The sequence below is a fragment of the Pseudoxanthomonas sp. JC1303 genome (assembly GCF_058448525.1).
The window spans coordinates 4264679-4289817 of sequence record NZ_CP185958.1 but is presented as its reverse complement, the minus strand read 5'-3'; the positions used below and the strand labels follow the sequence as shown (position 1 = coordinate 4289817).

Here is a 25139-nt window from a genome sequence, read left to right as displayed (position 1 = left end):
TGCGGCACGCCGTGAGCGCCGTTCGCGCGTCAGCCGCCCGACGCATCCGTGTGACACGCGCCGAGCCGCCGCAGGCGCGGGGTCGCCATCGGGGTGGAGAGCATCGTGCTCATCACCGCCATCAACAGCAGCGCGGTGAAGGTGGCGCTGGTGATGATGGCCTTGTCCAGCAGGATATTGGCGAAGATGATCATGATCAGCGCCTTGGTCTGCAGCAGCCAGCCGATCAGCGAGGCCTCGCCAGGCCGCCACTTCAACAGGCGCCCGGCCAAGTGCACGCCGGCCAGTTTGCCGGCGACCGCGGCAAGCAGCAGCAGGAGCGCGGCGGCGAACACGACCGCGCCGCCGACATCCCACTGGGTACGCAGCCCGGTGCTGAGGAAGAACACCGGCATCAGCACCAACAGGACGTTGTGGCGCAGCCGGTCCATGGCGTCCTGATCGAACCAGTGTCCGTCGATCACCACCCCGGCCAGGAACGCGCCGACCATGTAATGCAGCCCCGACCAGTCCGCGCCGAACGCGCACAGCGCCAGCCAGACCAGCATCGCGTACCAGCGGTCGCGTTCGGGCAGGGCGCGCATCAGCCGCCGGAACAGCACGCAGGCCACCGCGAAAGCCAGCAGGAAGCCCAACTGCCGGCCGATCCGCTGCCAGTCCATCAGCACCAGCGCCAGCACGCCCCAGATGGCGATATCGTCCAGGCTGGCGTAGCGCAGGATGCGCTGGCCAAGCGGCTGGCGCAGGATCTCCAACTTCTCCATCAGCAGGATCAGGATGGGCAGTGCGGTGACCGCACAGGCCATGCCGACGCCGACCAGGAATTGCCACCGCTGGCCCTGCGCGCCCAGCCAGCCGGGGAACTGCAGCAGGATCAGCGCCGCCAACGCCCCCATCAGCAAGGGCGCGCCCAGCGCCAACCCGGCGGTGATCCCGCTTTCGCGTCGATTGGCCCAGGCCCGGCTCAGGTCCAGCTCGATCCCGGCGATCAGCACGAACAGCATGACCGCCCAGCCGCCCAGGCCGTTGAGGATTTGCACGACCTGGGGGGTGAACACGAACTGGTAATAGCCGGGCAGGGCCGCCCCCAGTACACCCGGCCCCAGCACGATGCCGGTGATGATCTGGACGACGACCAACGGGGCGAAATAGTCGGTGCGTCCCAGGCGCCAGACCAGGTAGGGCAGGCAGAAGATGATCGCCATGGCGATCAGGAAGACTTCCATAGTGCTGAGGGAATGCATCGATGCGTGACCTGGACGCGCGTTGCGGACGAGGCCGCGGCGGGCGGCATTATGGCGGGCCTGCGGGCGTCCGCGGCAAGCTGCCGGCCATGTCATGCCGCGCGGGAAACAATGCGACACTGCTCGCATGCGACCCGGCGGCGGGGCGCTTCCCCTCACGGCACAGGATGGCATGAAGACACCACAAGGCTTGCAGGCGCTGATCGATGATGGCGTGATCGACGAGGTGCTCCGGCCGCTCAAGAGCGGCAAGGAGGCCTCGGTCTACGTGGTGCGCAGTGGCGGGGAAGTGCGTTGCGCCAAGGTCTACAAGGACATGGCCCAGCGCAGTTTCCAGCAGCGTGTGCAATACCAGGAGGGGCGCAAGGTCCGTGGCAGCCGTGAGGCACGGGCCATGGGCAAGGCCAGCCGCTATGGTCGCAAGCAGGCCGAAGCGGAGTGGAAGAACACCGAGGTCGATGCGCTCTATCAGTTGCGCGAGGCCGGCGTACGCGTGCCCGAGCCTTTCGGATATTTCAACGGCGTGCTGGTGATGGAACTGGTCACCGATGCGGATGGATTTTCGGCGCCGCGTCTGGGGGAAGTGGACCTGAGCCCGGAGCAGGCGCGCGCCTTCCATCAGGTGCTGGTCCGCCAGGTCGTCAGGATGCTGTGCTGTGGCCTGATCCACGGGGATCTGTCGGCGTACAACGTCCTGGTCGGCGCCGACGGCCCGGTGGTGATCGATTTTCCGCAGGTGGTCAGCGCCTCGGGCAACAACGCGGCCAGGCGCATGTTGTTGCGCGATGTCAACAACCTCACCGCCACGCTGGGGCGGGCGGCGCCTGAGTTGCTGGATACGTGGTATGGCGAAGAGCTGTGGGCGCTGTACGAAGCCGGTGCACTGCAGCCCGACACTGCGCTGACGGGGCGGTTCAAGGCCCCCGCGCATCAGGCCGACGTTGACGGCGTGCGCCAGGCGATTGAGGAAGCGCGCTTTGAGGCCATGATCCGCCAGCAGGGGCGTGAGGCGGCCGACGAGCAGGCGTGACGCGGCTGGCTGATGAAGATGTCATTTTCATGACATGATCCAGGTCACAGTTCATCCAGGAACCTGACAGGGGATTGGGCGCCAGCGATGCCGTGCATCGGTCATTGCGGCGGTCGAGCGGTCCGTGTCGTTTCCGGACGCGACACCCTGGAGCCGCCTTGAACACGTTCGACCAGACCCTCATCGACACGGTGAATCATTACGCCCGCCATTCCTGGGCGCTCGATCGATTCGTCGGCGTCGTTGCGATCAACCACTTGATCAAAGGCGGCGTGTTCGCCCTGCTGATCTGGTGGCAATGGTTCCGCCTGTCGCCACGGCAGCAGGAAGACCGGGCGCGGGTGCTGGCGACCATCATGAGCAGTGTGGCGGCCATGGCCCTTGCCCGGGTCCTGGCCATGCTGCTGCCCTTCCGCAACCGTCCGATGCACGAGCCGAGCCTGCATTTCGTCCTGCCCTACGGGGCTGCGCCGGACATGCTCGATGGCTGGAGCTCGTTTCCCAGCGACCACGCCACCTTGTTTTTCGCGCTGGCCACCGGGCTGATGTTCGTCTCCCGGCGCGTGGGCCTGGCGGCGCTGGCCTACGCCACGGTCTTCGTGGCGCTGCCGCGGCTATACATGGGCCTGCACTATCCCACCGACCTGTTGGCTGGTGCGGTGCTGGGCGTGGTAGTGGTCACGGCGGGCAACGCGCTGCTGGTCCGCACGCCGCTGCCTGACTGGCTGGTGGGATGGTGCGACCGGCACCCGGGCTACTTCTACCCGGGGATGTTCCTGTTCACCTACCAGATCGCGGATAACTTCGAAGCCGCCCGTGCGCTGCTCAAGGCGGCCTGGGGCGCGGTCTCCGGTCAGTAGTCGCCAAAGCTGCCGGCCGCACCCGGGAACACCACCGGGCTTTCGCTGCCGTCCTGGGCGACGGCGGCCACGCCGAAATAATAGTTGTCGATCACCACGTCCTGGAGCGTGTGGCGGTCGGTCTTGCCCACGTAGAGGCTGTGGGTCCACTGCGGGTCGGTGGTCAGTCGCCAGTAGACCTTGTAGCCGGCCAGGTTCGGCGCCTGCGCGCTGGGCGGAAGCTGCCAGGTCAACGTGGTGTCGGCACTGACCGCGCCGCTGATCTTGACTCCAGCCGGCGGCGGCGGCGCCCAGGCCATGCCGGCCAGGCTCACCGCGTTCAGTGCGGTCAGGCGCGCGGCATAAGGAAAATCCATCCCGTCGATCGTGTCGCCATAGACACGCCCGTCCTCGGTACGCAGGTCCTGGTGCTGGCGGTCGTAGTGCTCGTTGGTCTCCATCACCCGGACGGCCGGAAAGCCCGCCTCGTTGAATGGGCTGTGGTGGCCGCCGCGGCCGAAGCGATCCAGCCGGTAGACCATCATCACGTCCAGGTTGGGCACGTAGCGCGACATGGCGGCGACATAGCGGCCCAGGTTGCGCGAGGGCGAATCCAGCTCGCCACCGGTGAAGCGGCGCGCGCGGGCATCGGCCTCGGTCTCGGTGGCGCGGGTGCCTTCGGAGAACACGCGGGCGGTGTGGTTGTCGGTCACGCCATTGATGCCGGCGATGTTGCCGATCATGTCGTTGTTGAGCATGCCCTCGATGCGCCAGCCTTCCTTTGTTGCCTGCGCAGCGACGATCTTGCCGCCGAACAGGCCCTGCTCCTCAGCCGACAGGCCCATGTAGACGATGCTGGCCGGGAACCGGTAGCGGGTCAGCACCCTCGCGGCTTCCAGCGTGCCGGCCAGGCCGGAGGCGTCGTCATTGGCGCCGGGGGCATCGTCGATGGCGTTCATCACGTCCGACACGCGTGAGTCGATGTCGCCGCTCATGATCACGTAGCGACCCGGGTCGGCGGTGCCGCGCTGGATGGCGACCACGTTGACGACCTCGGTCGGGTCGGGAATGCGCTTTTCGCCCGACACCGTGCCGCTGATGTAGCGCACCTCCAGGCAACCGCCGCAGTCGCGCGAGATCTGCTGGAACTGTGCATAGACCCAGCGCCGCGCCGCGCCGATGCCGCGCGTGTCCGAAGTGGTGTCCGACAGTGTGTGCCGGGTGCCGAAGCCGACCAGCGTGCGCACGTCGGCCTCGATCCTGGCGGCCGAGGGGGCAGTGCCGATCTCCTGCAGGCGGGCGTCGGCGGATTGCGGCGCGCTGGCTTGCGCACAGGCGAGCGCCAGCATGAGGGCCAGGGGCAGCAACAGCGTGCGGGTGGTCAGGGGAGCAGGCATCGTTGCATCGGGGCTGGCGCGCCGACAGCGCGGGACCTGCGATGTTCGCACGGGGGCGCCATACCGGCGCATGACTTCGGACCGATGCGGTGGCAAGCGCGCAATGGCACGCTAATGCACTTGTGTCCTGTACGTTGGTCCCGCCATGTCCCATTGCCGCCCCGTCCTGTCCATGCTCGCGTTGAGCCTGGCCGTCCTCACCGCACCGGCCTTCGCCGCCGAGCCCCCTGCCGACCAGCCGCCACTGGGTGCGTTGACCCGCGAGACCGGCCTGCCGCGCACGCCCGAGCAACTGGCCGTGGTGTTCGAGCACGCGGACCTGGGCTTCAAGGTGATCCCCGACCAGCGTCGGATCGAGGGCGATGCCACCTTGACCTTCAAGGCCACCGCGCTCCTGGCCGCCGTGGTGCTGGACCTGGATACGGAATACGCGATCAGCCGGGTCGAGATCGACGGGCGCGCGCTGCCGACCAGCGCCTGGACCAATCCGGACGGACGTCTGCGCGTGACGCTGCCCAAGGCCCTGACCCCCGGTCGGCAGGTCAAGGTGCGCGTGGTCTACGCCGGCAAGCCGCACGTGGCCAAGCGCGCGCCCTGGGACGGCGGCTTCGTCTGGTCCACCGCGCCGACCGGTGAGCCGTGGGTGGCTTCGGCGATCCAGGGCGAGGGCTGCGACCTGCTGTGGCCGTGCATCGACCATCCGCAGGGCGAGCCACTGCGGGTGGACGAGCACATCACCGTGCCGGCCCCGCTGGTGGCGCCGGGCAACGGCGTGTTCGTCGGCATGCAGGAAAAGGCCGGTTGGCGCACTTACCACTGGCGCGCGCGCAGCCCGGACACCTATGCGGTGGCGATCAACGTCGGGCCCTACGATGCGCTCAAGGCCGACTACAAGAGCCGGTTCGGCAACACCATTCCATTGGCGTATTGGCACCTGAAGGGCGAGGGCGACAAGCCGGCGGGCCTGTTCGCCGAGCTGCCGAAGATGCTGGACTTCTTCGAGGCCCAGATCGGCCCGTATCCGTTCGGTGACGAGAAGGTCGGCATCGTCGAGACCCCGTACCTGGGCATGGAGCACCAGACCATCAACGCCTACGGCAACGACTACAAGAAGGACAAGTACGGCTACGACTGGCTGATGCAGCACGAGTTCTCGCACGAATGGTTCGGCAATCAGCTGACCAACGCCGACTGGGACGACATGTGGCTGCATGAAGGCTTCGGCAGCTACATGCAGCCGCTGTACCTGCAGTACCTGCGCGGGGAGATGGAATACCACGCGGCCCTGCTGGATCAGCGCGCGGCGCTGACAAACAAGGTGCCGATCGTCAGCGGCAAGCCGCAGACCGAAGAATCGGTGTACAGCCGCGAGCACGGCCCCGGCCTGGACATCTACTACAAAGGCTCGCTGATGCTGCACATGCTGCGCGGGCTGATCGGCGACGAGGCGTTCTTCAAGTCGATCCGCCTGGCCGTGTACGGCACCGATATGCCGAGGCCGGGCAATTTCAAGCCGCGCTACGTCTCGACCAAGGATTACATCGAGATCGTCAACCAGGTCACGGGCAAGGACTACGGCTGGTTCTTCGACGTATACCTATATCGCGCGGCCCTGCCGCAGCTGCTGGCCACGCGTGATGGCACCGGCCTGGCGCTGCGCTGGAAGACGCCAGACGACGTGCCGTTCCCGGTGCCGGTGGAGGTACGCATCGGGCCCAACAGCGGCCGCACGGTCACTGTGCCCATGTCCGATGGACAAGGCCATGTCGATCTGCCCGCCGGCGAGGTCTATACACTGGATCCGCAGTCCAAGCTGCTGCGTGACGAGCCGCGCTTCCCGGCCGCGGTGGCCGATGCCGCGGCCCGCAGGGCAGCGGAAAAGGCGGCTGCGGACAAGGCGATCCAAAAGCCCTGATCGCAAGGCGGGCACATCGCCGGCGTAGACTGCCTCGCTCACCCTTTGGAGGAAGGTCCTGATGATCGACACCCCACTGATCCGCCGCAGCCTGCTGGTGCTGGGCTTGCTTGGTGCGGCTGGCCTGTCGTGTCCGGCCCTGGCCGATGGACAGCCCACTGCCGTGCAGGTCGCCGGGATGCAGAAGCAACTGGCCGACTGGCCGCAGCTGGCGCGTTATCGGGCTGAAAACGCGGCGCTGCCTGCGCCGGTGGCGGGCAAGCCGCGGGTGGTGTTCTATGGCGATTCGATCACCGATGCCTGGGGCCGCAACCACAACGGAAGCGTGTTCTTTCCGGGCAAGGACTACGTCAACCGGGGGATCTCCGGGCAGACCACCGCGCAAATGCTGGTGCGCTTCCGCCAGGACGTGATCGATTTGAAGCCGGCCGCCGTGGTGATCCTGGCCGGGACCAACGACATCGCCGGCAACACCGGCGAGGCGACGCCTGCGATGATCGAGGACAACCTGCGCTCGATGACCGAACTGGCCAAGGCCAACGGCATCAAGGTCGTCCTGGCTTCGGTGCTTCCCGCTCGCGATTACCCCTGGCGTCCGAGGCGCGAACCGGCGCCCAAGATCCGCGCCCTCAATGCCTGGCTCCAGCAGTACGCCTCGCAAGTCGGCGCGACATATCTGGACTACTACAGCGCCATGGACGACGGGCAGGGCGGTCTGCCCAAGCGCCTGTCCGCCGATGGCGTACATCCCAACGCCGCCGGCTACGCGATCATGGCGCCGCTGGCCGAGCAGGCGGTGCAGGCGGCCCTGGCGCGCTGAAGGTTGGCGCCACGCGCCTCAGTCGCGGTCCGGCGCGCCCAGCGGGAAGTAGTGGCGATAGGGCCGCGCTTCGTCCACCGCGCGCCTGACCGAGGGCCGCGCCAGCAGCCGCGCGCGGTACGCATGTACGCGGGTGAAGCGCGGGGCAATGGCGCAGGTCCAGTCGGCGTAGAACAGGAACGGCGCGGCGCCGCAATCGGCCAGGCTGAAGGCATCGGCCACCGCCCAGGTGCGGCCCTGCAGGTAGCCTTCCAGCCAGATATAGGCGGTCTCCAGCTGGGCCCGGGCCTTTTCCACGCCCAGCGCATCGTGCGTGCCGGCTTCGCGCAGACTGTCGAACACGATCGCCTGCTGCGGCGTGGAGATGTAGTTGTCGAAGAACCGGTCCAGCAGCCGCACCTCCAGCGCGGTCATCGGATCGTCCGGAATCAGCCTGGTCGGGCCGGGATGGGCCAGCTGCAGGTATTCGATGATGACGCTGGCTTCCATCCACTGACGTGCGCCATCGACCAGCAGCGGGAAGCGCTGGATCGGCCAGCGCCGCGCCAGTTCCTGCAGGTTGGCCGGCGCGGCCTGGTCCAGCAAGCGCAGGGTGAAGGGTGTGCCGTGCTCGTACAGCGCGATCAGAACCTTCTGGCTGTACGAGGAAAAAGGATGGGCAAACAGTTCCAGCGGCATGGCATCGGCCCGGTCAGTGGCGGTATCGACACGACGAAGCGGCGGGGCCTGATTCGACACGCCGCGGCCACGCCGTCAGCGTGTCGCCTGCGCCGGGCTCACGGCGTGGCGTGCAGCGCCAGGTTGAGCTGGTCGACCACCTCGGCCCAGTCGGCGTCGTCGATGCGCTCTTCGCGCAGCAACTGGGCCTGGGCCGGTGACCAGAACGGGGCTTCTTCCAGCCGCATGTTGTCGGGCAGCGGGGCATGCTGCGCAATAAAGGCCCGGATGCCGGCTTCATCGGACGCCAGTCCGAGCTGTGCGAAGAGTTCGGAAAACGGGTGGACGGTCTGTTCCATGGCAAGGCTCCAAAAAGGTCAGGGCAGCGTGACGTCGGCAACGTCAACGCAGGATCACAGCGAGCCTGCGATGCGTCGGCGCAATGCGGCGGCTGCCGCTTCGTCCAGTGGTCCCAGCACGCCCCGCCTGTCCTGTGGCAGGTGCGCGCCTGGGTCCTGGTCGCCGAAGACATAGTGGTTCATCAGCGTGCGCCACGCGGCGCGTTCGTGCGCGGGCAGGCTGGCGAATGCCAGGCGCGCATGCAGCAGGGCGGGCAGGCCGGGACTGGGAACGCGGCCATCGCTGGTGGTCGAGGACCACCAGAAGTTCACCAAGGCGTTGAGGTCCTCAAGTGACTCCACATGGTGCCACCACAGTGGCGGCAGATAGAGCGCGTCGCCCGGGCCGAGTTCGGCGACAAAGGCCGCATCGCGGGCCTGGGCCAGGCGCGGGAACCGCGCGTCCTCGGCGTGGAGGTCGGCGATGCTGATCGCCGCACCGGTCGGCGCGAAGTCCAGCGGTCCGATGTAGAGGTCGCCGACCTGCGAGGGCGCAAACACGGTGAAGCGTCGCCGCCCGCAGGCCACCACCGCGATGTTGTGGAAGGCATCGAAATGCGCCGGTGTGGTGACACGGTTGCCGAGCCACAGGCGCGGCTGAGTGCCTTCCGGCAGGCCCTCGAGCGCATGCGTCGCAAGCAGGTCGGGCAGGCAGGCCGCGATGGGCGCGCTCTGCAGCGCCACGCCGTGTGCAGGCCCTTCGCGCCGGCTGTAGTGCGCCAGCCGCTGCAGGACATCGGTGACCGAGACCTTGAAATGCTCGTAGTTGAAGCCGTCCAGCGCAGCGTTGTAACCCACCCGTCCATTGGCTTGCGGCGGCATCAGCAGGGTGTCGACGGCGGTGCCGCTGTCGTGCGCCGCCAGCAGCTTGGCGAACTCGGTCTGCGAGCGTTGCGCGGCCCGCACCATCGGCCAGTCCGCGCACAGCCCGCGCAGGACCAAGGGCGCGCCTCGGCCGGTCAGCGTCTCGAGGGCGGGCGTCCCGGGCGTGCGTGATTCTTCGATGGCGGCGGGCATGGCAGGCCAACGGCAGGCGGTGTGGCCGTGCATGCTAGCCAATCGGCCTCGGGTCTGGGGCGGAGGTGCACGATGGGCGTCCCGCGCGGATTCACGCAGATCGGCGTAGCGTGGTGCATTCCCTCATCATCAGGAGTTCGCCATGGCGACCGGATGGGCCAACGATGGCGCGGTTCAGGACCAGATCGACGCGACGGTGTCCGATGCGATCCAGCGTGCGCGTCGCAAGCTTCCGAGCGGGCCAGGGCTGACCCACTGCGAGGAGTGCGATGCGCCGATCCCGGCCGCGCGCCGCCAGGCGGTGCCGGGCGTGCGCCTGTGCGTGCAGTGCCAGGCCGCGCAGGATGCGGAACAGGGCGCTGCCAGTGGCTACAACCGCCGCGGCAGCAAGGACAGCCAGCTGCGCTAGTGCGTGCGCGCTACGAGCCGAGCACGCGCGGGGAGCCGCGCCAGCGCCGGATACCGCGCAGGAAGAACCAGCTATTGGGCACCTGCAGCGAGGTGGGCGCCTCGCCGGTGCCGGCATCGGCTTCCTGCAGCGTCGTATAGAGCAGGTTGATGTCCACGACCTTGCCCTTTAGCCCCGTTTTTTCCCCGTCCTCAAGCAGTTCAACCATCTCGTAAAGGCGGAATGGGCGGGTGATGAAGATCAGGAACGTGCAGAAGATGTTGGACAGCACGCTCCACGCAGCGAAGAACGCCACCGCCGCGACGGTCGCAAATCCCGTAAAGGCGGCCCACAGGACGCCGGCCGACACGCCCAGGCGCTCCAGGATCAGCAAGGTGACGGCCACCAACAGCAGGGTCCCGAAGGCGCGGCGCAAGCCCATTGCCAGTTCCGGCGGCAGGTCGTAGCGCTCCACAGCGCGTCGGATCAAACGACGGACCAGCAACTGCACCAGGCGCGCCAGCAGCAGGATGAGCAGCACGTGCAGGCCGGGCACGATGACGTCGAGCCAGTCGTGCAGCCAGGAAGGAAGGTGTTCTTTCATCGCGGGAAAGGGTGGGGAGCGAACAGTCCACCATGATGCCGGCGCACCCGAGACGGAGCAAAGTCCGTCCGGGTGGGATCACGTCACGACCGGTGCTTCAGCCTTCCACGGGCAGGGGCGTGCCGATCTGGCCGAGGAAATCCCGCTTGCCCAGCGGCGCGCCCTGATGGCGCAGGATCGCGTAGGCGGTCACCAGGTGGAAGTGGAAGTTCGGCAGGCCAAACTGGATCAGGTAGTCGCTGCCAGTGAAGCGAGCCCCCATCGGGCCGAACTTCAGGGTGATCTCGCGCGTGGCGCCGGCATCGACCTGGTCGTCGGGCAGGGACTCGAGATAGTCCAGCGTCGCGGCGACCCGTGCCTGCAGTTCGTCGAAGCTGCGTTCGGTGTCGGCCAACTTGGGGGCGGGAATGCCCGAGAGACGCTCGCCGGTGGCCTTGGCCGTATCGCTGGCGCGCTGGATCTGCGCGGTCAGATCGAGCATGTCCGGGGCCAGGCGCGCCGTGATCAGGCTGGCCGGATCCAGGCCGGTCTCGGCGGCGTGGCGTGCCCCGACCTCCAGGATATGGGACAGCTGGCGCAGGCCATGGGTCAGCGACGGGAGGACGAGGGCATGCAGGGGCAGGGACATGGAAGGCATCACAGGGAAAGGAATCGACAGCCTACGTGGACCGCGCCGGCGCAGTGACCCTGCCGGCAAGGACGCGGCGTTGCACCGATGCGCCCTTGTGCTGGCGCCGGTCCGGCAGGACCTCCGGCATGCGCGCTGCCGGCGCTGGGCGGGCACAATCGGTCGGGATGAAACCGATCATCCCCCTGTTCCTCAACGCGTTGGCGCTGCTGCTGTTCGGCATCGGGCTGACCGGACCCCTGGTGCCGGCCACCGGGACGCCGGGTCGCTGGCCGCTGTTGCTGTTTGGCGCCGCGCCGATCGCCTGTCTGGTGGTGTGCGGTTATTCGGCCAAGGGCTGGCCGTCACGGGTGGCCTTCGTCCTGCAGGCGACCGCGCTGCTGGCCGTGCTGCTGGCCATCCTGTCGATCGAGTCCGGCGCACTGGGCCCGCGCCCGGGTTGAGGGCGCGGGCTGGCGTCGGTCACGGCAACTGCGGCAACAGGCCGACGCCAAGCCGGTTCCATGCGTTGATGATGGCCACGGCCATGGTGAGCGTGGCGATGCCTTCGTCGTCGAAATGCGCATGCAACGCCTCATACAAGGCTGCCTCTGGTTCGCCCGAGGGTAGGGTGGTCAGGGCTTCGGCCCAGGCCAGCGCGGCGCGTTCGCGTGGATCGAAGAAACGGCTGTCGCGCCAGGCCGCGACCGTATCCAGCTTGCGCGGCTCCACGCCAGCCTTGTGCAGCGCGGTGGCGTGCATGTCCAGGCAGTAGGCGCAGCCATTGAGCTGGGACACGCGCAGGAAGATCAGCTCCACCAGGCTATGTTCCAGCGTGCCGGCGTGGACGCGCTGGCTGGCGGCATAGAGGCCCTTGAACGCTTCCGGTAGGTGCTGGGTGTAATCGACGCGGGCGAATTGCACTTTCATCGGGAAATCCTTGGCAATGTGGCGGCCGACCGGGCCACCTTCATTGCAAGGACGGACCAGCCTGCGGGCCTGTGACAACCGCGCCCAGCTTGTCGGGGTTCATCAGCGTCAGGATCTCGCTGATGGCCTCGCCGTCGCTGACGATGACCGTGAACGAATGCAGGCGATCACCGGCAAGCCGCACGATCGCCGGCTGTCCGTCCACTCGGCCCAGGACCGCTGGCATGCTGCCGCCGCGACGCGCGATGGCCCAGTACAGCCGCGCGATACGCTCGGCGCCGACCAGCGGACGCAGCGCCGCGGTGACCTTGCCCCCCCCGTCGGAGACCAGGCGCGCATTGGCGCTGAGCAGGGCGGTGATCGCAGCCTTGTCGCCGGACTGCGAGGCCGCCATGAACCGCTCCAGCAGATGTCGATGGCGATCCGGGGCGACGTCGAACCGCGCATGTCCGGCCTGCAGCCGGGCGCGGGCGCGATGCACCAGTTGCCGGCAATTGGCCTGGCCGTGGCCCAGCAGCGCGGCGATCTGGCCGTAGTCGTAATCGAAGACCTCCTTGAGCAGGAAGGCGGCGCGCTCGTCCGCGCCCAGGCGTTCCATCAACGCCATGAGCGCCCATGACACCGTCTCGGCGACCTCGTGACGTTCGGCCGGATCGGGCGCCAGCTCCACCCGGAGTGGTTCGGGCAGCCACGGTCCCACATAGTCCGTGCGCGCGCTGCGTGCCGCACGCAGGCGATCCAGCGCCAGCCGCGTGGTGGTGGTGACCAGCCAGGCCTCATCGTCGCGGATGCCGTCCGGCTCGGCGCCATGCCAGCGTAGCCAGGCGTCCTGGAGGACATCCTCGGCCTCGGCACGGCTGCCCAGCAGGCGATAGGCGAGCGAAAACAGGCGGGAACGATGGGTTTCGAAGCGCGAAAGCGTGTTCATGCGTCCCAGGACGTGGGAGGGCGCCGCCCTGTGACAAGGGGTGGCCCGGCAGTTTGGCCTAAAATGGCCGGATTCCGCCTCCCCACCGCTAGCGCCGAGCCAGCCATGAACCTCCACTCTCACACCGCCGTGCCTGCATCCACCGATCCGGTGTCGATCAAGCAGGAAGACCTGATCCAGTCCATCGCCGATGCGCTGCAGTACATCAGCTATTACCACCCGGTCGATTACATCAAGAACCTCGCCGCCGCCTACGAGCGCGAGGAGTCGCCGGCGGCCAAGGACGCCATCGCCCAGATCCTGATCAACTCGCGCATGTGCGCCGAGGGTCACCGGCCGATCTGCCAGGACACCGGCATCGTCACCGTGTTCCTGGAAATCGGCATGAACGTGCGCTGGGATGACGCCACGATGGGCGTGGAGGACATGGCCAACGAGGGTGTGCGCCGCGCCTACCTGCACCCGGACAACAAGCTGCGCGCCAGCGTGCTGGCCGACCCGGCCGGCAAGCGCCAGAACACCAAGGACAACACCCCGGGCGTGGTCAACGTCAAGGTCGTGCCGGGCAACAAGGTCGAGGTGATCGTCGCGGCCAAGGGCGGTGGCTCGGAAGCCAAGTCCAAGTTCGCCATGCTCAACCCGTCCGATTCCATCGTCGACTGGGTGCTCAGGACCGTGCCGACCATGGGCGCCGGCTGGTGCCCGCCGGGCATGCTCGGCATCGGCATCGGCGGCACCGCCGAGAAGGCCATGCTGCTGGCCAAGGAAGCGCTGATGGAGCCCATCGACATCGTCGACCTGCAGGCCCGTGGCGCGTCCAACCGCGCCGAGGAACTGCGCCTGGAGCTGTGCGAGAAGGTCAACGCGCTGGGCATCGGCGCGCAGGGCCTGGGCGGGCTGACCACGGTGCTGGACATCAAGGTCAAGGACTATCCGACCCACGCGGCCAACCTGCCGGTGGCGATGATCCCCAACTGCGCCGCCACCCGCCATGCGCACTTCACCCTGGACGGCAGCGGCCCGGTGATGCTCGATCCGCCCTCGCTGGAGGACTGGCCGGAGCTGACCTACAACCCAGACGGCGCGCGCCGCGTGGATCTGGACACCATCACCCCGGAGGAAGTGACCAGCTTCAAGCCCGGCGAGGTCCTGCTGCTCAACGGCAAGCTGCTCACCGGCCGCGACGCCGCACACAAGCGCATGGTCGACATGCTCGACCGGGGCGAGCGCCTGCCGGTGGACCTAAAGGGCCGCTTCATCTACTACGTGGGTCCGGTCGATCCGGTGCGTGACGAGGTCGTCGGCCCGGCCGGCCCGACCACGGCCACGCGCATGGACAAGTTCACCAACCAGATCCTCGAGCAGACCGGTCTGCTGGGCATGGTCGGCAAGGCCGAGCGCGGCCCGGCGGCGATCGAGGCGATCAAGACGCACAAGTCGGTCTACCTGATGGCGGTCGGCGGCTCGGCCTACCTGGTGTCCAAGGCGATCAAGGCCGCCAAGGTGCTGGCCTTCGAAGACCTGGGCATGGAGGCGATCTACGAGTTCGAGGTCAAGGACATGCCGGTGACCGTGGCGGTGGATTCGACCGGCGAGTCGGTGCACAAGACCGGCCCGCGCCAGTGGCAGGCCCGGATCGGCAAGATCCCGGTGGTGGTCGAGCCGGCCTGAGCGCCGGCGCCAGATTGCGGACATCAGCAGGGCCGGCGTGCATACTCCGGCCCTGTTTGCATGTGACGGACAAGGAGCGCCGCATGGCAGGACGCTGGATCACGATGGGCGCGCTGCTGCTGTTGACGAGCTGTGCGACACCTTCCACGCCGACCACCTTGCTGCGTCCGGCCACGGTGCAGGGCCAGGCCTGTGCCCATCAGTGCGACCGGATTCGCGCCGCCTGCGTTGGCATGCCGTCGCCGCCTGCACCCGCCTCGCTGGGCGGGGGCGCCGATCCGCGTCCCAGCGCGGCCTCCTGCAGCACGTCCCACGCCGACTGCGTGCTGGCTTGCGGTGGTCGCCTGGTCGGCGACTGATATCGTGCTTTCCCCCTCCCGCGAAAGATTCCGATGACCGACGCCGTCCTGTACTACAGCCCCAGCACCGCCAGTCTGGTCGTGCATTGGCTATTGATCGAACTGGAGATTCCGCACCGCCTGGAGCTGGTCGATTTCGAGACTCGCGCGCAGCGGTCGCCGGAATACCTCAGGCTCAACCCGCAGGGACGCGTGCCCACGCTGGTGCTGGATGGGCAGGTCCTGACCGAGTCGGCCGCCATCGCCATGCACCTGGCCGACCTGCATCCGCAGGTAGGCCTGGCCCCGGCCATCGGCACCCCGCAGCGCGCCGCCTACTACCGCTGGATGTTCTTCTGCGCATACACGCTGATGCCTGCGTATCGCAGCTGGTTCTATCCGGATGAACCGGCGGGCGAGGCCAACATCGAAGCTACCAAGGCCGCCGCACGCGGCGTGCTGGAACACGCCTGGCAGCAAGTGGCCGAGCATCTGGAGGCGCACGGGCGATACCTGCTGGGCGCGCAGTGCTCGGCCGCGGACTTCGTCCTGACGATGCTGATGCGCTGGTCGCGCAACATGCCGCGGCCGACCGACGACTGGCCTGCGCTGAAGGCCTTCGCCGCGCGGATGAAGGCACGTCCGGCTTTCCAGGAAACTTACCGGCGCGAAGGCATCACCGACTGGCTGTAGCATCCAGGCGGACAGCAAAGGGAGTGGTGCGATGCGCAGGGAAGTAAATCTGGCGATGGCGCTGGTCGCCATCGCGCTTAGCGGCTGCTGGGCACCGGTCGTCCATCGGCCGCCCACCGCAGCCGGCGGCATCTGTGCGGACCAATGCGATCAGCAACGGGTGCAGTGCGATGACCACGCCGAGTTCGTGGCGCAGAGTGCCCAAAGCAGCTGCCAGTCAACACAGGACCATGTCGAGCGGCGCTGCTCGCCCTGGGTCAAGGACTCGGACAAGCAGCGCTGCGAACTGGTGAACAACCCCGGTGGGCAGCACTGCTCGGCAGCGGTGGCCGACTATGGCAGCTGCACCAGCACTTGGCGCAGCTGCATCGTCTCGTGCGGTGGCCGGTTCGAATAGCCCTCAGGCCGGCAGGAGTTCCAGCACCCGTTCCGGCGGCCGACACAGGCGGGTGCCGCGCTCGGTGATGACGATCGGGCGGTTGATCAGGGCCGGGTTGCGCATCATGGCCTCGATCAGGGCGGCATCGTCGATACCCGGATCGTCCAGGCCGAGCGCCTTGTAGTCTGGCTCCTTGTGGCGCATCAGCTCACGCAGCGGCAGGCCGGTGGCCGCGAGCGTGGCGGTGAGCGTTTCGCGGTCGGGTGGATCGGCGATGTAGTCCACGATCTCCGGCTCGATGCCTGCGTCGCGGATGAGCTGCAGGGCGCCGCGTGAGTTGCTGCAGCGCGCGTTGTGCCAAATGGTCACCGCCGCCATCAATACCATTCCAGCAGCGAGATACCCACGCCGACATAGGTGGCCTTGTGGTTGTAGTCGATCAGGCTCTCGCCATAGCCGTGGAAGACCTCGATGTGGCCACGCAGGTTGCGGTCGATCGGAAAGCCCCACGCAGCCTTCAGCGCGCCATGGGAACGATCGCCGGTGCGCAGGGAGTGGCGGCCCATGAGCGAGAACTCCTGGCCGTTGTTGCTGTAGACCAGCGTGGCGTCGCCACGCCCCATGTAATCCTCGATGTCCGGATTGTCGTCGTCATTGCCGTCGGGAATCCGATACCACGGGCGGACCGTCAGGGCCCAGTGGTCACGATCGAAGCCCACCATGCCGATCACCCGGTTCCAGCTGCGGGAGAGCGGATCGCCGCGTCCATTGGACTGGTGGTTGAGGCTGAGGCCGGCCATGCGCCCGTGCCAGCCGCCGAGCGCATAGTTGGTGCGGAACACCATCATGATCTCGGGTTCGTAGTTGGTTTCGCGGAACGGGCGCGAGGCATCGCCGTTGTAGACCTGCCAGCGCGAACTCTGGGTGTAGCCGCCCCAGATGTCGCCGTTGTTGCCGAACACGTTCTCCACGAACTTGGTCTTGAAGCTCAGCTGGAACTTGGCTTCCACGCTTTGCAGGTCCTGCGGCGTGGTCACGGTGTTGTCCGGGTTCGGAGAGGAGGGCATTTCGTTCTTCTTGCTGGTCCAGAAGGCCGGCAATAGATAGACCGGCTTGTAGGCGCGCATCTGGAACACGCCAAGCTTGGAGTCCGCCGCGAGCTCCCAACGGCTGTCCAGCAGCGATCCCTTGCCGGCGTTGGCGCGCACGGCGTCGTAATCGTCATCGGCAAACATGGCGCCGGCGCGATGGCGCAGGCGCTCGCGCAGGGGGGCATCCTCAGGCGGCGCGGACTGTTCTTTCTGTTCCTTGGCCAGTGCCGCGGCGCGGTCCGCCGCCGCGTCGGCTTCGCTGGTGCTGGGCGCGGTGCGCTTGATCGCCGTGTCGTAGCAGGCCAGGCGCTGGGCGTCGGTTTCCACCAGTGCGCAGGCCTCGATCGAGGAGGGGTTGATGGTCGGCTTGCCGTCTTGGGCGGCGGCCATGCCGGGCAGCGCGGCTGCGCACAGCAGGGGAAGCAATCGGGGCAGGGGGCGGCGCGGGCTCATAGCTGGGACCTGATGGGAAGGACGAATTTCTCGAAGAGTTTCTCCCGCAGCGGCCGATTCTGCCAACGCGCCAGGTCATATCGCTGCGTGTGCTCCAGGTCCTGCTCGAAGATCTGGGTCATGTGCGCGGCAAGTTCTCGATCATAGACATTGAGACTGGCCTCGTCGTTGAGGCGGAAGGAGCGGATGTCGAAGTTGGTGGACCCCACCGAGACCAGCAGGTCGTCGATGATCAGCAGCTTGGTGTGCAGCATGGTCGGCTGGTACTCGTAGATCTCCACGCCGGCTTCCAGCAACGGTCCCCAGCTGGCCTTGGACGCCAGGCGCACCGAGTCCGAGTCGATGTGAGGCCCGGGGAGCATGACGCGGATGCGGACGCCGCGCTGGCGGGCCTCCAGCAGGGCCTGGGTGATCAGCTCGTCGGGGACGAAGTAGGCCGCCGCCAGGTCGATGCGGGTTTCGGCCGCGGCGATGGACAGCAGATACATCAGGTGCATGCTCTCGCTGCCACCTGCGGGCGAGGCCAGGAACAGCTGCGCGTCGCTCTCACCGGCCGGCGACAACGCCGGGTAGTAGTGATCCCCGTTGAGGACCCGCCCGGTCGTCTTGATCCAGTTGTCGTTGAAGGCGGCCTGCACCTGGCTGACCACCGGCCCCTCGATCCGGTAGTGGGTGTCGCGCCAGTGCTTGGGATCCTGTGCGTGGCCCATCCACTGGTCGGCCACGCCCACCCCGCCGGTGAAGCCGATCCGGCCGTCCACGACCAGCAGCTTGCGATGGGTGCGGTTGTTGACGCGGTGGAGCGTGTACCAGGCCAGCGGCCGGTAGCGGTGGATCTTGACCCCGGCCTGCTCCATGGACTCAAGCAGGCTCTGATCCATTTTCAGGCTGCCGCCCCAGTCGATGGTGACGTTGACCTCCACGCCCTCCCGCGCGCGATCGGACAGTGCGTCGCTGAATTCACGGCCAATCTCGCCGGACCAGTAGATATAGGTCTCGAAGGTGATCGTGTACTTGGCCGCATGGATCGCCTCAAGCATCGCCGGAAAGATCTCCTGGCCATTGTTGAGGACCTGGACGCGGTTGCCGGGGAGAATCGTGGGGCCGAGCAGCACGGACATCTCGCGCTTGAACTCGGGATCTTCAATGCCGTGCCGATGGGGGGGAACGTGCTCGAGTTCCTTCTCGGGTGTGGAGAAATTCAGCGCGACCAGTCCCGCCACCAAGGTGGCCACCACGGCCGCAACGATGATCCATGTCATCCGCCCAAATCCCCATCTCCGCGCCATTTCGGCCTCCCCGTCGAACCGCGATTCTGGCAAAGCCCGTCGCACGCGATACGTGAAGACGGCAAGGGAGAGGGCGCGCGGTCAGTAGAACCACGCCACGAAGAACAGCCCCAGCATCGCGAATGCCAGGCCGACCTTGAGCACCATGCCGGCCACCAGCCCGACCCAGGTCGCCAGTCCCACCTTGGTGGCCATACCGACCTTGCGGCCGTGCAGCAACTCGCCGGCCAGCGCACCGGCGAAGGGGCCCACGAACAGGCCCAGCGGCAGGAAGAACAGCCCGGCGAAGGTGCCGATGACTGAGCCGACGATCGCCATCCGGCTGGCGCCGACCCGCTTGGCCCCCAGTGCCGTGGACAGAAAATCCACCACCACCGACAGGAGGGTGAGCAGGCCCAGCAGGCTGAGCGACACCCAGCCGACCTGCTCGAATCCGCCAGCCCAGGCCGCCAATACCATGCCGGCGAAGGTCAGCGGGAGTCCCGGAAGTACCGGCAGGACCACGCCGGCCACCCCGACAACCATCATCAGCGCTGCCAGGACATAGAGAATGGTCTGTAATGTCACTTATTTTCCATTGCAAACAGGGGGTTAGTCGAAGATGAACCGGCGTTGAAGTGCGTTGCAATTTAAAATTTGAAGGGTTACTGTCAAGCCGCTGCGTTTGCCAGGGTCACCGTGAATCGTGGCCTGATGCGGTAGATCCACCGATCCGCTACATCGTTGTACCTCGTTTCCTCCTTGCAACCAGCCGCCCGTCCAAGGTGTCAACAAACCCCCTGTTCCAAGGAGTCAACGACAATGGCAGACCGCGAGTCCGGTACCGTGAAGTGGTTCAACGATGCGAAGGGATTCGGCTTCATCAGCCGCGAGAATGGCGAGGATGTCTTTGTGCATTTCCGCGCAATCCAGACCCAGGGCTTCAAGAGCCTGAAGGAAGGGCAGAAAGTGTCCTTCACCGTGGTGCAGGGCCAGAAGGGCCTGCAGGCTGATGCGGTGACGCCCGAGTAAGCCGTCGCTGTAATCGCGCAGCCATCGATCCCCCGGGGTGGCGCGCAAAGAAAAACCCGGCCTGCGTGCCGGGTTTTTCTTGGGTTGCTTCCGCTGGCTTCAGCGAACCACGACGCGTCCGTTGACCACGCGCACGTAGGTGTTTTCCGTGATGCCGCCGAGATCGCGCTGGTTGATCACGATCGTCCGGCCGTCGTCCATGCGCACGGTGACATCGTAGGTGTCGCTGGTGACCCGGTTCTGGATCGCGTTGCCGGCCAGGGCACCGCCCGCCGCGCCCGCAACCGTGGCGACGTTCTTGTTGCCCTTGCTGCCGCCGGTCTCCTTGGAGATCTGGCGGCCGGCCACCGCACCGACGATGCCGCCGAGCACCGCGCCGGTGCCGGTCGGAGCGCTACGGTTGGAGGACACCGCGTCGATCCGGGTCACGATCCCGCAGTCCGCGCAGGTGCGCGATGACGGTGCCGGATAGCTGGAGCTGCGGCTGCCGCCGTAGCCGTAGCCGCCGTTCGGCGAGGTGGTTGCGCAGCCGGCCAGCGTCAGCGCGCCAGCGGCCATCAGGGTCAAGGTTCGAAGTTGCATGCCGGACTCCCTCGCCGTGTCGGCGAATCGAAAACGAAGACGGCGCGGCTGCGCCGTGTGCCAGCATCGTGTTCGGGTCGCTATGAATGTGGCGTCAACCGACGCGACACGTTGCAGATGGAGCCTGGCGACATCGACAGCCGGTCAGGTACAGGCGTCCTTTCGGGTGCAGGCGTCCTTAGTGCGCGAAGTCGTCGTGGCACGCCTTGCAGGCCTCACCGACCTTGGCCAGGGTGGCCTTGGTATCGGGGCAGCCGACCGGCGGTGCCGACAGCGCACCATCCAGCGTCGCGCGCAGCTGACTGGCATGGGTCACGAAGCGCTGGTCCTCGGCCAGATCGGGAAATGCGGTTTCCAGGTCGTTGCTGACCGCGCGCAGGGTCTGCAGCCGGGGCAAGGCGTCGCTGCTGGTGCAGCGATTCTGGGCGAGGTTCTGCTTGAGCATGTCGGTCTGCTTGCTCATCACATGCATCACGCTGTCCGGGAACGGATCCTTTCGCGCCTGCAGGGCACGCATGGCCATGACCGTGGCCACGGCGCCGACCAGCAGCCCGAGCAGGAAAAGAAACAGGAAACGTGATGCCTGGCTTGCCATAGGGCGCGCTCCGTCGAAGGGGTGGTGCTGGATGGTACGACGCCCGGCGTCAATGCGGCGCGCCGTAGAATGACGCGATGAACGCCATGACCTCGCCCCAGCCCCCTGTCGCCAGCACCGTTTGGAAGGAGCGCTTTGCTGGCGTGGACCGGCTTTACGGCGTGGGATCGGTCCAGCACCTGGCCGCGCGCCGGGTCGTGGTGGTGGGGCTGGGCGGCGTTGGATCCTGGGTGGCGGAGGCCTTGGCGCGGTCCGGCGTCGGTGGCCTGCGTCTGATCGATGCCGACGACATCTGCCTGTCCAACACCAACCGCCAGCTTCCGGCGCTGGATGGGCAATACGGGCGCAACAAGGTGGCCGTCATGGCCGAGCGCTGCCGGGCGATCAATCCGGAGATCCAGGTGGAGACGGTCGAATCCTTCCTGACGGCCGGCAATCTGGAGACCCTGCTTGGCGATGGGCCGGATCTGGTGATCGACGCCTGCGACAGCTTCCGGACCAAGGTCGAGTCCATTGCCTGGTGCAGAAGGCGCAAGCTGCCGGTGATCACCGTGGGATCGGCCGGTGGGCGCACCGATGCGACGCAGGTGCGGGTGCGCGACCTCTCGCGCACCGAACACGATGCGATGCTGGCGCTCGTGCGCAAGAAGCTGCGCGCGGAGTTCAACTTCCCTCGCAATCCCCAGCGCTACTTCGGCGTGTCTGCCATCTATTCGCTGGAGAACGTCAAGTATCCCCAGGCCGATGGCACCGTCTGTGGCCTGCGCCCCTCGCTGGATGCCGATGCGGCGCTCAAGCTCGACTGTGGTGCAGGTCTCGGCGCCGCCACGCACGTGACGGGCACCTTCGCTTTCGCCGCGGTGGGACGGGCGTTGGAACTGCTACTCAAGTCCGCGCGTGGCGCTGCCGGTTCACCCGGGTAGGGCGAACAGCCGAGTCGCGTTGTCCGAGGTCGCCTTGGCGATGTCTTCGGGGGGCTGCCCGCGCAGCTGCGCGATCACCTCGCAGACCCGGGGCAGTCTTGCCGGTTCGTTGCGCTGTCCCCGATGGTGGGCGTCGGGCTGGTCCGGGGCGTCGGTCTCCAGCAGCAGGGAATCCAGCGGCATCTGGGCGGCCAGGCGACGCAGGCGTTGGGCCCGTTCGTAAGTCACCGGTCCGCCCAAGCCGATGAGAAATCCGTTGTCCCACAGCTGCCTGGCCTGTTCCGGGCTGCCGGCATAACTGTGGATCACCCCGCGCAGGCCCCCGACGCGCCGGATCGCGACGATCACCGCTTCCACGGCACGGCGCGCATGGATGATCAGGGGCAGGTCTAAGTCCCGGGCCAGACGCAGTTGGCCTTGGAAGTAGTGTTGCTGGGCATCCGGGTCCAGCGTCGGGACATGAAAGTCCAGGCCGCACTCACCGACGGCGACGGGTTGCTCGCGCTCGATCCAGTCAGCCAAGGCCTGAAGATCGGCAGGCTGGTGCCGAGACAGGAACATCGGATGCAGGCCGTACGCCGGGAACAGCCCCGACGCCATCTGGCACGCCTCGCGCAGACGAGGCCAGCTGGCGGCGTCCACCGCAGGGACGATCTGACGCATCACCCCGGCCTGGCGCGCGCGCGCGATCACCCGCTCGCGATCGGCATCGAACTCCGGGGCGTCCAGGTGGCAGTGACTGTCGGTCAGCATCGATCAGCGGGTCGGCCGGTGCGACGGCATCTCCACGGGCGCACGCTTGCGATCCTTCCAACTGGCCAGCAGCAGCGTGCCCAGACCGAGCAGGATCTCATCGGCGAACGGGACCACGTCGGGGATCGCCAGATCCAGCACGAACAGCGCGGCGGTGATCTTGAACAGGGTCGGATAACGGAGCTTGCGTGCCCAGTGGAGTAGGGGCGTGGTCATCGGGGACGGCATGGCGGCGTCACCTCGGTACAGGGGAGTCCAGACGCTAGCACGGGCGGGGCCGGCGCCACGTCGTCCACCGCGTTCATCGCACGTGCGGGTAGACAGGTGTCAGTCGATGCCTTGTTCAGCTTGATAGGGCAACAATCCCGCCACGTCAGCACGCGGGTCCACCCGCCCCGGAGGCTTCCATGAAAAACACCACCACCATGATCCTGGTTGGCGCTGGCGCGCTGCTGTTCGGCGGCGTCGCGACGGCGGCCTATATGAATCATCACCAATCCGCGCAGACCCTGGCGGCCACGGATGAGGCGTCCGTTTCCAGCGCTCCGCTGGAAGACGCGCTCCCCGCCAACGATGTCCCCGCCGGAGCCCAGCTTCAGTACGCCGATGTGGTGAGCGTCGAACCGGTGACCAAGTCGGGAACCTTGTACGCCACCGTCATTGGCACCGATCCGGTGCGGGAAACCACCACGACGACCACGCCACACGAAGTCTGCGAGGACGTCGTGGTGAATGAGCGCCTCCCCGAGCGGGATGGCAACGTCGGCGGCACCGTCGCTGGTGCGGTGATCGGCGGCCTGATCGGCAACCAGATCGGCGGTGGCCACGGACGCGACGCAGCCACGGCCGCCGGTGCGGTGGCGGGCGGCTTCGTTGGTAACCGGGTGGATCGCAACCACGTGGGCGGTCGCCAGGTGCAGCGCACTGAACGCCAGTGCCACACCGAGAACGCGACTTCCGAGTCGTCCCGGGTGACCGGCTACAACGTGACCTATCGCAATCCCGATGGCACCACCGGCACCATGCGGATGGACAGCAAGCCGGGCAGCCGCATCGCGATGGGCAAGTCCAAGGAGGTCGCCGGCTACAACGTGACTTATCGCTACGACGGCCAGGAGAAGACCGTGCGCCTGGACCAGAAGCCGGATTCGGACCGTCTGCCGGTGATCGACGGGCGCGTCGTAACCCAGACCGCTTCGCTGGATGCTGGGGATGGCAAGGGCTGATCATCGCCTGGATGCAGGTGGTTCGAGAGCCGGCGCAAGCCGGCTCTCTCGTGTCAGGTGCTTGCACGACGCGCGCGGGTTGCTTCAATGCCGGCGCGACACGCGCCTTGGCCTGTTGCATCGGGCGCGGCACGGGATGACGGCGCGCCTGGGTAAACTGCCGCACTGACTCCTCGACGGGTTCGCCATGGATGTGTCCAAGCTGCAACTGCAGACCGAGCGACTGCTGCTGCGTCCGCCGCGTGCAGAGGACCTGGAGGCGTGGGCCGCTTTCACGGCCGATGCAGAGGCCATGCGCCACCTGGGGGGCACGCTGCCGCGCCCGATGGCGTGGCGCAGCTTGGCCACGGTCGTAGGCGGCTGGCAGCTGCAGGGTTTCGGCTTCTTCTTCGTGTTCGAACGTGCGACCGGCGAGTGGGTGGGGCGGGTCGGCCCGTGGTGGCCAGAGGGCTGGCCCGGGAGCGAGGTGGGTTGGGCCATCCGCCGCGACCGTTGGGGCAGGGGCTACGCGACCGAGGCGGCCGTGGCCGCCATCGACTGGGTCCTGGAGCACCATCCTTGGAATGAGGTCGTCCACACCATCGCACCGGACAATCTGGCCTCCAAGGCCGTGGCGGCCCGGTTGGGGTCCGGCCTGTTGCGGATGGACACCTTGCCTGAGCCCTATGCGGGGCAGGTGGTCGAGGTCTGGGGGCAGCGTCGTGCGCAGTGGCGCGCCAGAAAGGGGCCGGCGTGATCACGGTCTACGGGATGTCGGCGTCGGGCAATTGCCACAAGGTCCGCCTCGCGCTGGACCTCTTGGGGCGGCGATACGAGTGGATCGAGACCGACAGCGCAGCCGGCCAGACACGGACGCCGGCGTTTCTGACGCTCAGCCCGGCTGGCCGGGTGCCCATCCTCGTGCGCGATGACGGACAGGTGCTGGCCGAATCCAATGCGATCCTGTGCTGGCTGGCCGACGGAACGACCTTGCTGCCGGCCGACGCCTGGCAGCGCGCGCAGGTGCTCTCCTGGATGTTCTTCGAGCAGTACAGCCACGAGCCCTATGTCGCCGTGGCGCGCTTCATCTGCGGTTGGCTGCCCGATGATTCACCGCGACGCGAGGAGCTCCCGCGACTGCACGCCCGGGGGCGCGAGGCGCTGGCGGTGATGGAGCGGCATCTGGCCGAACACGCCTGGTTTGGTGCACCGTCCCTGTCCGTGGCAGACCTGGCCCTGTATGCCTATACGCACTGCGCGGGCGATGGCGGCATTGGGTTGGATGACTTTCCCGGGGTGTTGGGCTGGCTTTCGCGCATGCAGGCCGTGCCGGGCATCATCCCGATGCCGCCGCAGCCCGGGCTGCGCAACACGGATTGAGC

General features: G+C 67.3%; 32 protein-coding genes. 15 read left to right on the top strand and 17 right to left on the bottom strand.

Features of this window, described 5'->3' with window-relative positions:
- Window positions 1–29: 29 nt before the first annotated feature.
- Complete coding sequence (locus tag ACORQU_RS19140) at window positions 30–1244, bottom strand: cation:proton antiporter (protein ID WP_491642596.1); 1215 nt, start codon at window positions 1242–1244, stop codon at window positions 30–32.
- Window positions 1245–1416: 172 nt separating this feature from the next.
- On the opposite strand from ACORQU_RS19140, the gene ACORQU_RS19135 reads away from it, so the two are divergent.
- The gene (locus ACORQU_RS19135; protein WP_491642595.1) at window positions 1417–2274 is read left to right on the top strand and encodes a PA4780 family RIO1-like protein kinase; all 858 of its coding nucleotides are present in this window, start codon (window positions 1417–1419) and stop codon (window positions 2272–2274) included.
- A 158-nt stretch (window positions 2275–2432) separates the two neighbouring features.
- Window positions 2433–3134, top strand: a complete 702-nt coding sequence (locus ACORQU_RS19130) for a phosphatase PAP2 family protein (protein WP_491642594.1) — start codon at window positions 2433–2435, stop codon at window positions 3132–3134.
- On the opposite strand, the gene ACORQU_RS19125 is transcribed toward ACORQU_RS19130, so the two are convergent.
- Window positions 3128–4510 (bottom strand): M28 family metallopeptidase, encoded by a 1383-nt coding sequence (locus ACORQU_RS19125; protein WP_491642593.1) that lies wholly within the window; start codon window positions 4508–4510, stop codon window positions 3128–3130. The two genes, ACORQU_RS19130 and ACORQU_RS19125, sit on opposite strands and share 7 nt — an antisense overlap.
- A gap of 145 nt (window positions 4511–4655) precedes the next feature.
- On the opposite strand from ACORQU_RS19125, the gene ACORQU_RS19120 reads away from it, so the two are divergent.
- Together ACORQU_RS19120 and ACORQU_RS19115 are read left to right on the top strand one after the other, a co-directional pair.
- A complete protein-coding gene (locus ACORQU_RS19120; protein ID WP_491642592.1) occupies window positions 4656–6425 on the top strand; it encodes a M1 family metallopeptidase in 1770 nt (589 codons plus the stop codon).
- 61 nt (window positions 6426–6486) lie between these two features.
- The gene (locus tag ACORQU_RS19115; protein WP_491642591.1) at window positions 6487–7245 is read left to right on the top strand and encodes an SGNH/GDSL hydrolase family protein; all 759 of its coding nucleotides are present in this window, start codon (window positions 6487–6489) and stop codon (window positions 7243–7245) included.
- Between the two features lie 18 nt (window positions 7246–7263).
- On the opposite strand, the gene ACORQU_RS19110 is transcribed toward ACORQU_RS19115, so the two are convergent.
- The 3 genes from ACORQU_RS19110 to ACORQU_RS19100 all read right to left on the bottom strand — a co-directional run bounded on the left by ACORQU_RS19110 (window position 7264) and on the right by ACORQU_RS19100 (window position 9317).
- Window positions 7264–7923 carry a glutathione S-transferase family protein gene (locus ACORQU_RS19110; protein WP_333909528.1) on the bottom strand — a complete coding sequence of 220 codons (660 nt, stop codon included), beginning with the start codon at window positions 7921–7923 and terminating at the stop codon, window positions 7264–7266.
- Between the two features lie 98 nt (window positions 7924–8021).
- The gene (locus tag ACORQU_RS19105; protein ID WP_271645495.1) at window positions 8022–8261 is read right to left on the bottom strand and encodes a DUF2789 domain-containing protein; all 240 of its coding nucleotides are present in this window, start codon (window positions 8259–8261) and stop codon (window positions 8022–8024) included.
- A gap of 54 nt (window positions 8262–8315) precedes the next feature.
- A complete protein-coding gene (locus ACORQU_RS19100; protein WP_491642589.1) occupies window positions 8316–9317 on the bottom strand; it encodes a cupin-like domain-containing protein in 1002 nt (333 codons plus the stop codon).
- A gap of 142 nt (window positions 9318–9459) precedes the next feature.
- Between ACORQU_RS19100 and ACORQU_RS19095 the strand changes: the two genes are divergently transcribed.
- Window positions 9460–9726 (top strand): DksA/TraR family C4-type zinc finger protein, encoded by a 267-nt coding sequence (locus tag ACORQU_RS19095; protein WP_491642588.1) that lies wholly within the window; start codon window positions 9460–9462, stop codon window positions 9724–9726.
- 10 nt (window positions 9727–9736) lie between these two features.
- Here ACORQU_RS19095 and ACORQU_RS19090 read toward each other — a convergent pair whose 3' ends face one another.
- Window positions 9737–10309, bottom strand: a complete 573-nt coding sequence (locus tag ACORQU_RS19090) for a mechanosensitive ion channel domain-containing protein (protein ID WP_491642587.1) — start codon at window positions 10307–10309, stop codon at window positions 9737–9739.
- A gap of 97 nt (window positions 10310–10406) precedes the next feature.
- Entirely contained in the window at window positions 10407–10937 is a 531-nt protein-coding gene (locus ACORQU_RS19085; protein ID WP_491642586.1) for a DUF1993 domain-containing protein, read from the bottom strand.
- 167 nt (window positions 10938–11104) lie between these two features.
- Here ACORQU_RS19085 and ACORQU_RS19080 point away from each other — a divergent pair, with 167 nt between their 5' ends.
- Entirely contained in the window at window positions 11105–11380 is a 276-nt protein-coding gene (locus ACORQU_RS19080) for a hypothetical protein (RefSeq protein WP_491642585.1), read from the top strand.
- 19 nt (window positions 11381–11399) lie between these two features.
- Here ACORQU_RS19080 and ACORQU_RS19075 read toward each other — a convergent pair whose 3' ends face one another.
- On the bottom strand, window positions 11400–11846 hold the full coding sequence (locus ACORQU_RS19075; RefSeq protein WP_491642584.1) for a carboxymuconolactone decarboxylase family protein: 447 nt from the start codon (window positions 11844–11846) through the stop codon (window positions 11400–11402).
- Between the two features lie 40 nt (window positions 11847–11886).
- Window positions 11887–12774: an RNA polymerase sigma factor SigJ gene (gene sigJ, locus ACORQU_RS19070; RefSeq protein ID WP_491642583.1), complete on the bottom strand. Its 888-nt coding sequence runs from the start codon at window positions 12772–12774 to the stop codon at window positions 11887–11889.
- 105 nt (window positions 12775–12879) lie between these two features.
- Here sigJ and ACORQU_RS19065 point away from each other — a divergent pair, with 105 nt between their 5' ends.
- The 4 genes from ACORQU_RS19065 (at window position 12880) to ACORQU_RS19050 (ending at window position 15873) form a co-directional block, all read left to right on the top strand.
- Complete coding sequence (locus ACORQU_RS19065) at window positions 12880–14445, top strand: fumarate hydratase (protein ID WP_491642582.1); 1566 nt, start codon at window positions 12880–12882, stop codon at window positions 14443–14445.
- An 83-nt stretch (window positions 14446–14528) separates the two neighbouring features.
- Window positions 14529–14804, top strand: coding sequence for a hypothetical protein (locus ACORQU_RS19060; protein WP_491642581.1), 276 nt, complete (start codon window positions 14529–14531; stop codon window positions 14802–14804).
- A 33-nt stretch (window positions 14805–14837) separates the two neighbouring features.
- Window positions 14838–15476 carry a glutathione S-transferase family protein gene (locus ACORQU_RS19055; protein WP_491642580.1) on the top strand — a complete coding sequence of 213 codons (639 nt, stop codon included), beginning with the start codon at window positions 14838–14840 and terminating at the stop codon, window positions 15474–15476.
- A gap of 31 nt (window positions 15477–15507) precedes the next feature.
- Window positions 15508–15873, top strand: a complete 366-nt coding sequence (locus ACORQU_RS19050) for a hypothetical protein (protein ID WP_491642579.1) — start codon at window positions 15508–15510, stop codon at window positions 15871–15873.
- A 3-nt stretch (window positions 15874–15876) separates the two neighbouring features.
- Here ACORQU_RS19050 and arsC read toward each other — a convergent pair whose 3' ends face one another.
- From arsC to ACORQU_RS19030, 4 genes are all read right to left on the bottom strand, one after another.
- Window positions 15877–16233, bottom strand: coding sequence for an arsenate reductase (glutaredoxin) (gene arsC / locus ACORQU_RS19045; RefSeq protein ID WP_491642578.1), 357 nt, complete (start codon window positions 16231–16233; stop codon window positions 15877–15879).
- Window positions 16233–17399, bottom strand: coding sequence for a phospholipase A (locus ACORQU_RS19040; RefSeq protein WP_491642577.1), 1167 nt, complete (start codon window positions 17397–17399; stop codon window positions 16233–16235). Before ACORQU_RS19040 ends, arsC begins: the two co-directional genes overlap by 1 nt.
- A complete protein-coding gene (locus ACORQU_RS19035) occupies window positions 17396–18661 on the bottom strand; it encodes a phospholipase D-like domain-containing protein (RefSeq protein ID WP_491642575.1) in 1266 nt (421 codons plus the stop codon). The genes ACORQU_RS19040 and ACORQU_RS19035 overlap by 4 nt, the downstream gene beginning before the upstream one ends.
- 108 nt (window positions 18662–18769) lie before the next feature.
- The gene (locus ACORQU_RS19030; protein ID WP_491642574.1) at window positions 18770–19255 is read right to left on the bottom strand and encodes a DUF456 domain-containing protein; all 486 of its coding nucleotides are present in this window, start codon (window positions 19253–19255) and stop codon (window positions 18770–18772) included.
- A 234-nt stretch (window positions 19256–19489) separates the two neighbouring features.
- Between ACORQU_RS19030 and ACORQU_RS19025 the strand changes: the two genes are divergently transcribed.
- Window positions 19490–19699 carry a cold-shock protein gene (locus ACORQU_RS19025; protein WP_271645512.1) on the top strand — a complete coding sequence of 70 codons (210 nt, stop codon included), beginning with the start codon at window positions 19490–19492 and terminating at the stop codon, window positions 19697–19699.
- Between the two features lie 99 nt (window positions 19700–19798).
- On the opposite strand, the gene ACORQU_RS19020 is transcribed toward ACORQU_RS19025, so the two are convergent.
- Window positions 19799–20281: a glycine zipper 2TM domain-containing protein gene (locus tag ACORQU_RS19020; RefSeq protein WP_491642573.1), complete on the bottom strand. Its 483-nt coding sequence runs from the start codon at window positions 20279–20281 to the stop codon at window positions 19799–19801.
- Window positions 20282–20459: 178 nt separating this feature from the next.
- Entirely contained in the window at window positions 20460–20876 is a 417-nt protein-coding gene (locus tag ACORQU_RS19015) for a hypothetical protein (protein ID WP_271645515.1), read from the bottom strand.
- A gap of 86 nt (window positions 20877–20962) precedes the next feature.
- Here ACORQU_RS19015 and ACORQU_RS19010 point away from each other — a divergent pair, with 86 nt between their 5' ends.
- A complete protein-coding gene (locus ACORQU_RS19010) occupies window positions 20963–21799 on the top strand; it encodes a tRNA threonylcarbamoyladenosine dehydratase (RefSeq protein ID WP_491645182.1) in 837 nt (278 codons plus the stop codon).
- Here ACORQU_RS19010 and ACORQU_RS19005 read toward each other — a convergent pair.
- Window positions 21788–22552: a TatD family hydrolase gene (locus ACORQU_RS19005; RefSeq protein WP_491642572.1), complete on the bottom strand. Its 765-nt coding sequence runs from the start codon at window positions 22550–22552 to the stop codon at window positions 21788–21790. The two genes, ACORQU_RS19010 and ACORQU_RS19005, sit on opposite strands and share 12 nt — an antisense overlap.
- Window positions 22553–22555: 3 nt before the next feature.
- Window positions 22556–22780 carry a DUF6116 family protein gene (locus tag ACORQU_RS19000; RefSeq protein WP_491642571.1) on the bottom strand — a complete coding sequence of 75 codons (225 nt, stop codon included), beginning with the start codon at window positions 22778–22780 and terminating at the stop codon, window positions 22556–22558.
- Between the two features lie 179 nt (window positions 22781–22959).
- Here ACORQU_RS19000 and ACORQU_RS18995 point away from each other — a divergent pair, with 179 nt between their 5' ends.
- The 3 genes from ACORQU_RS18995 (at window position 22960) to ACORQU_RS18985 (ending at window position 25137) form a co-directional block, all read left to right on the top strand.
- The gene (locus tag ACORQU_RS18995; protein WP_491642570.1) at window positions 22960–23778 is read left to right on the top strand and encodes a glycine zipper 2TM domain-containing protein; all 819 of its coding nucleotides are present in this window, start codon (window positions 22960–22962) and stop codon (window positions 23776–23778) included.
- Between the two features lie 187 nt (window positions 23779–23965).
- Entirely contained in the window at window positions 23966–24514 is a 549-nt protein-coding gene (locus ACORQU_RS18990; RefSeq protein WP_491642569.1) for a GNAT family N-acetyltransferase, read from the top strand.
- Between the two features lie 14 nt (window positions 24515–24528).
- Complete coding sequence (locus tag ACORQU_RS18985) at window positions 24529–25137, top strand: glutathione S-transferase family protein (RefSeq protein ID WP_491645181.1); 609 nt, start codon at window positions 24529–24531, stop codon at window positions 25135–25137.
- The last annotated feature ends 2 nt before the right edge of the window (window positions 25138–25139 follow it).

Bases quoted from the DNA above. Each gene is read 5' to 3' on its own strand.
- ACORQU_RS19035 (WP_491642575.1), bottom strand. From the start codon at position 18,661: ATGACATGGATCATCGTTGCGGCCGTGGTGGCCACCTTGGTGGCGGGA.
- ACORQU_RS19010 (WP_491645182.1), top strand. From the start codon at position 20,963: ATGACCTCGCCCCAGCCCCCTGTCGCCAGCACCGTTTGGAAGGAGCGC.
- ACORQU_RS19055 (WP_491642580.1), top strand. From the start codon at position 14,838: ATGACCGACGCCGTCCTGTACTACAGCCCCAGCACCGCCAGTCTGGTC.
- ACORQU_RS18985 (WP_491645181.1), top strand. From the start codon at position 24,529: ATGTCGGCGTCGGGCAATTGCCACAAGGTCCGCCTCGCGCTGGACCTC.
- ACORQU_RS19090 (WP_491642587.1), bottom strand. From the start codon at position 10,309: ATGAAAGAACACCTTCCTTCCTGGCTGCACGACTGGCTCGACGTCATC.
- ACORQU_RS19000 (WP_491642571.1), bottom strand. From the start codon at position 22,780: ATGCCGTCCCCGATGACCACGCCCCTACTCCACTGGGCACGCAAGCTC.
- ACORQU_RS19015 (WP_271645515.1), bottom strand. From the start codon at position 20,876: ATGGCAAGCCAGGCATCACGTTTCCTGTTTCTTTTCCTGCTCGGGCTG.
- ACORQU_RS19025 (WP_271645512.1), top strand. From the start codon at position 19,490: ATGGCAGACCGCGAGTCCGGTACCGTGAAGTGGTTCAACGATGCGAAG.
- ACORQU_RS19065 (WP_491642582.1), top strand. From the start codon at position 12,880: ATGAACCTCCACTCTCACACCGCCGTGCCTGCATCCACCGATCCGGTG.
- ACORQU_RS19140 (WP_491642596.1), bottom strand. From the start codon at position 1,244: ATGCATTCCCTCAGCACTATGGAAGTCTTCCTGATCGCCATGGCGATC.
- ACORQU_RS19110 (WP_333909528.1), bottom strand. From the start codon at position 7,923: ATGCCGCTGGAACTGTTTGCCCATCCTTTTTCCTCGTACAGCCAGAAG.
- ACORQU_RS19020 (WP_491642573.1), bottom strand. From the start codon at position 20,281: ATGCAACTTCGAACCTTGACCCTGATGGCCGCTGGCGCGCTGACGCTG.
- ACORQU_RS19060 (WP_491642581.1), top strand. From the start codon at position 14,529: ATGGCAGGACGCTGGATCACGATGGGCGCGCTGCTGCTGTTGACGAGC.
- ACORQU_RS19080 (WP_491642585.1), top strand. From the start codon at position 11,105: ATGAAACCGATCATCCCCCTGTTCCTCAACGCGTTGGCGCTGCTGCTG.
- ACORQU_RS19085 (WP_491642586.1), bottom strand. From the start codon at position 10,937: ATGTCCCTGCCCCTGCATGCCCTCGTCCTCCCGTCGCTGACCCATGGC.
- ACORQU_RS19125 (WP_491642593.1), bottom strand. From the start codon at position 4,510: ATGCCTGCTCCCCTGACCACCCGCACGCTGTTGCTGCCCCTGGCCCTC.
- ACORQU_RS19075 (WP_491642584.1), bottom strand. From the start codon at position 11,846: ATGAAAGTGCAATTCGCCCGCGTCGATTACACCCAGCACCTACCGGAA.
- arsC (WP_491642578.1), bottom strand. From the start codon at position 16,233: ATGGCGGCGGTGACCATTTGGCACAACGCGCGCTGCAGCAACTCACGC.
- ACORQU_RS19040 (WP_491642577.1), bottom strand. From the start codon at position 17,399: ATGAGCCCGCGCCGCCCCCTGCCCCGATTGCTTCCCCTGCTGTGCGCA.
- sigJ (WP_491642583.1), bottom strand. From the start codon at position 12,774: ATGAACACGCTTTCGCGCTTCGAAACCCATCGTTCCCGCCTGTTTTCG.
- ACORQU_RS19050 (WP_491642579.1), top strand. From the start codon at position 15,508: ATGCGCAGGGAAGTAAATCTGGCGATGGCGCTGGTCGCCATCGCGCTT.
- ACORQU_RS19105 (WP_271645495.1), bottom strand. From the start codon at position 8,261: ATGGAACAGACCGTCCACCCGTTTTCCGAACTCTTCGCACAGCTCGGA.
- ACORQU_RS19120 (WP_491642592.1), top strand. From the start codon at position 4,656: ATGTCCCATTGCCGCCCCGTCCTGTCCATGCTCGCGTTGAGCCTGGCC.
- ACORQU_RS19005 (WP_491642572.1), bottom strand. From the start codon at position 22,552: ATGCTGACCGACAGTCACTGCCACCTGGACGCCCCGGAGTTCGATGCC.
- ACORQU_RS19135 (WP_491642595.1), top strand. From the start codon at position 1,417: ATGAAGACACCACAAGGCTTGCAGGCGCTGATCGATGATGGCGTGATC.
- ACORQU_RS19115 (WP_491642591.1), top strand. From the start codon at position 6,487: ATGATCGACACCCCACTGATCCGCCGCAGCCTGCTGGTGCTGGGCTTG.
- ACORQU_RS18990 (WP_491642569.1), top strand. From the start codon at position 23,966: ATGGATGTGTCCAAGCTGCAACTGCAGACCGAGCGACTGCTGCTGCGT.
- ACORQU_RS19100 (WP_491642589.1), bottom strand. From the start codon at position 9,317: ATGCCCGCCGCCATCGAAGAATCACGCACGCCCGGGACGCCCGCCCTC.
- ACORQU_RS18995 (WP_491642570.1), top strand. From the start codon at position 22,960: ATGAAAAACACCACCACCATGATCCTGGTTGGCGCTGGCGCGCTGCTG.
- ACORQU_RS19095 (WP_491642588.1), top strand. From the start codon at position 9,460: ATGGCGACCGGATGGGCCAACGATGGCGCGGTTCAGGACCAGATCGAC.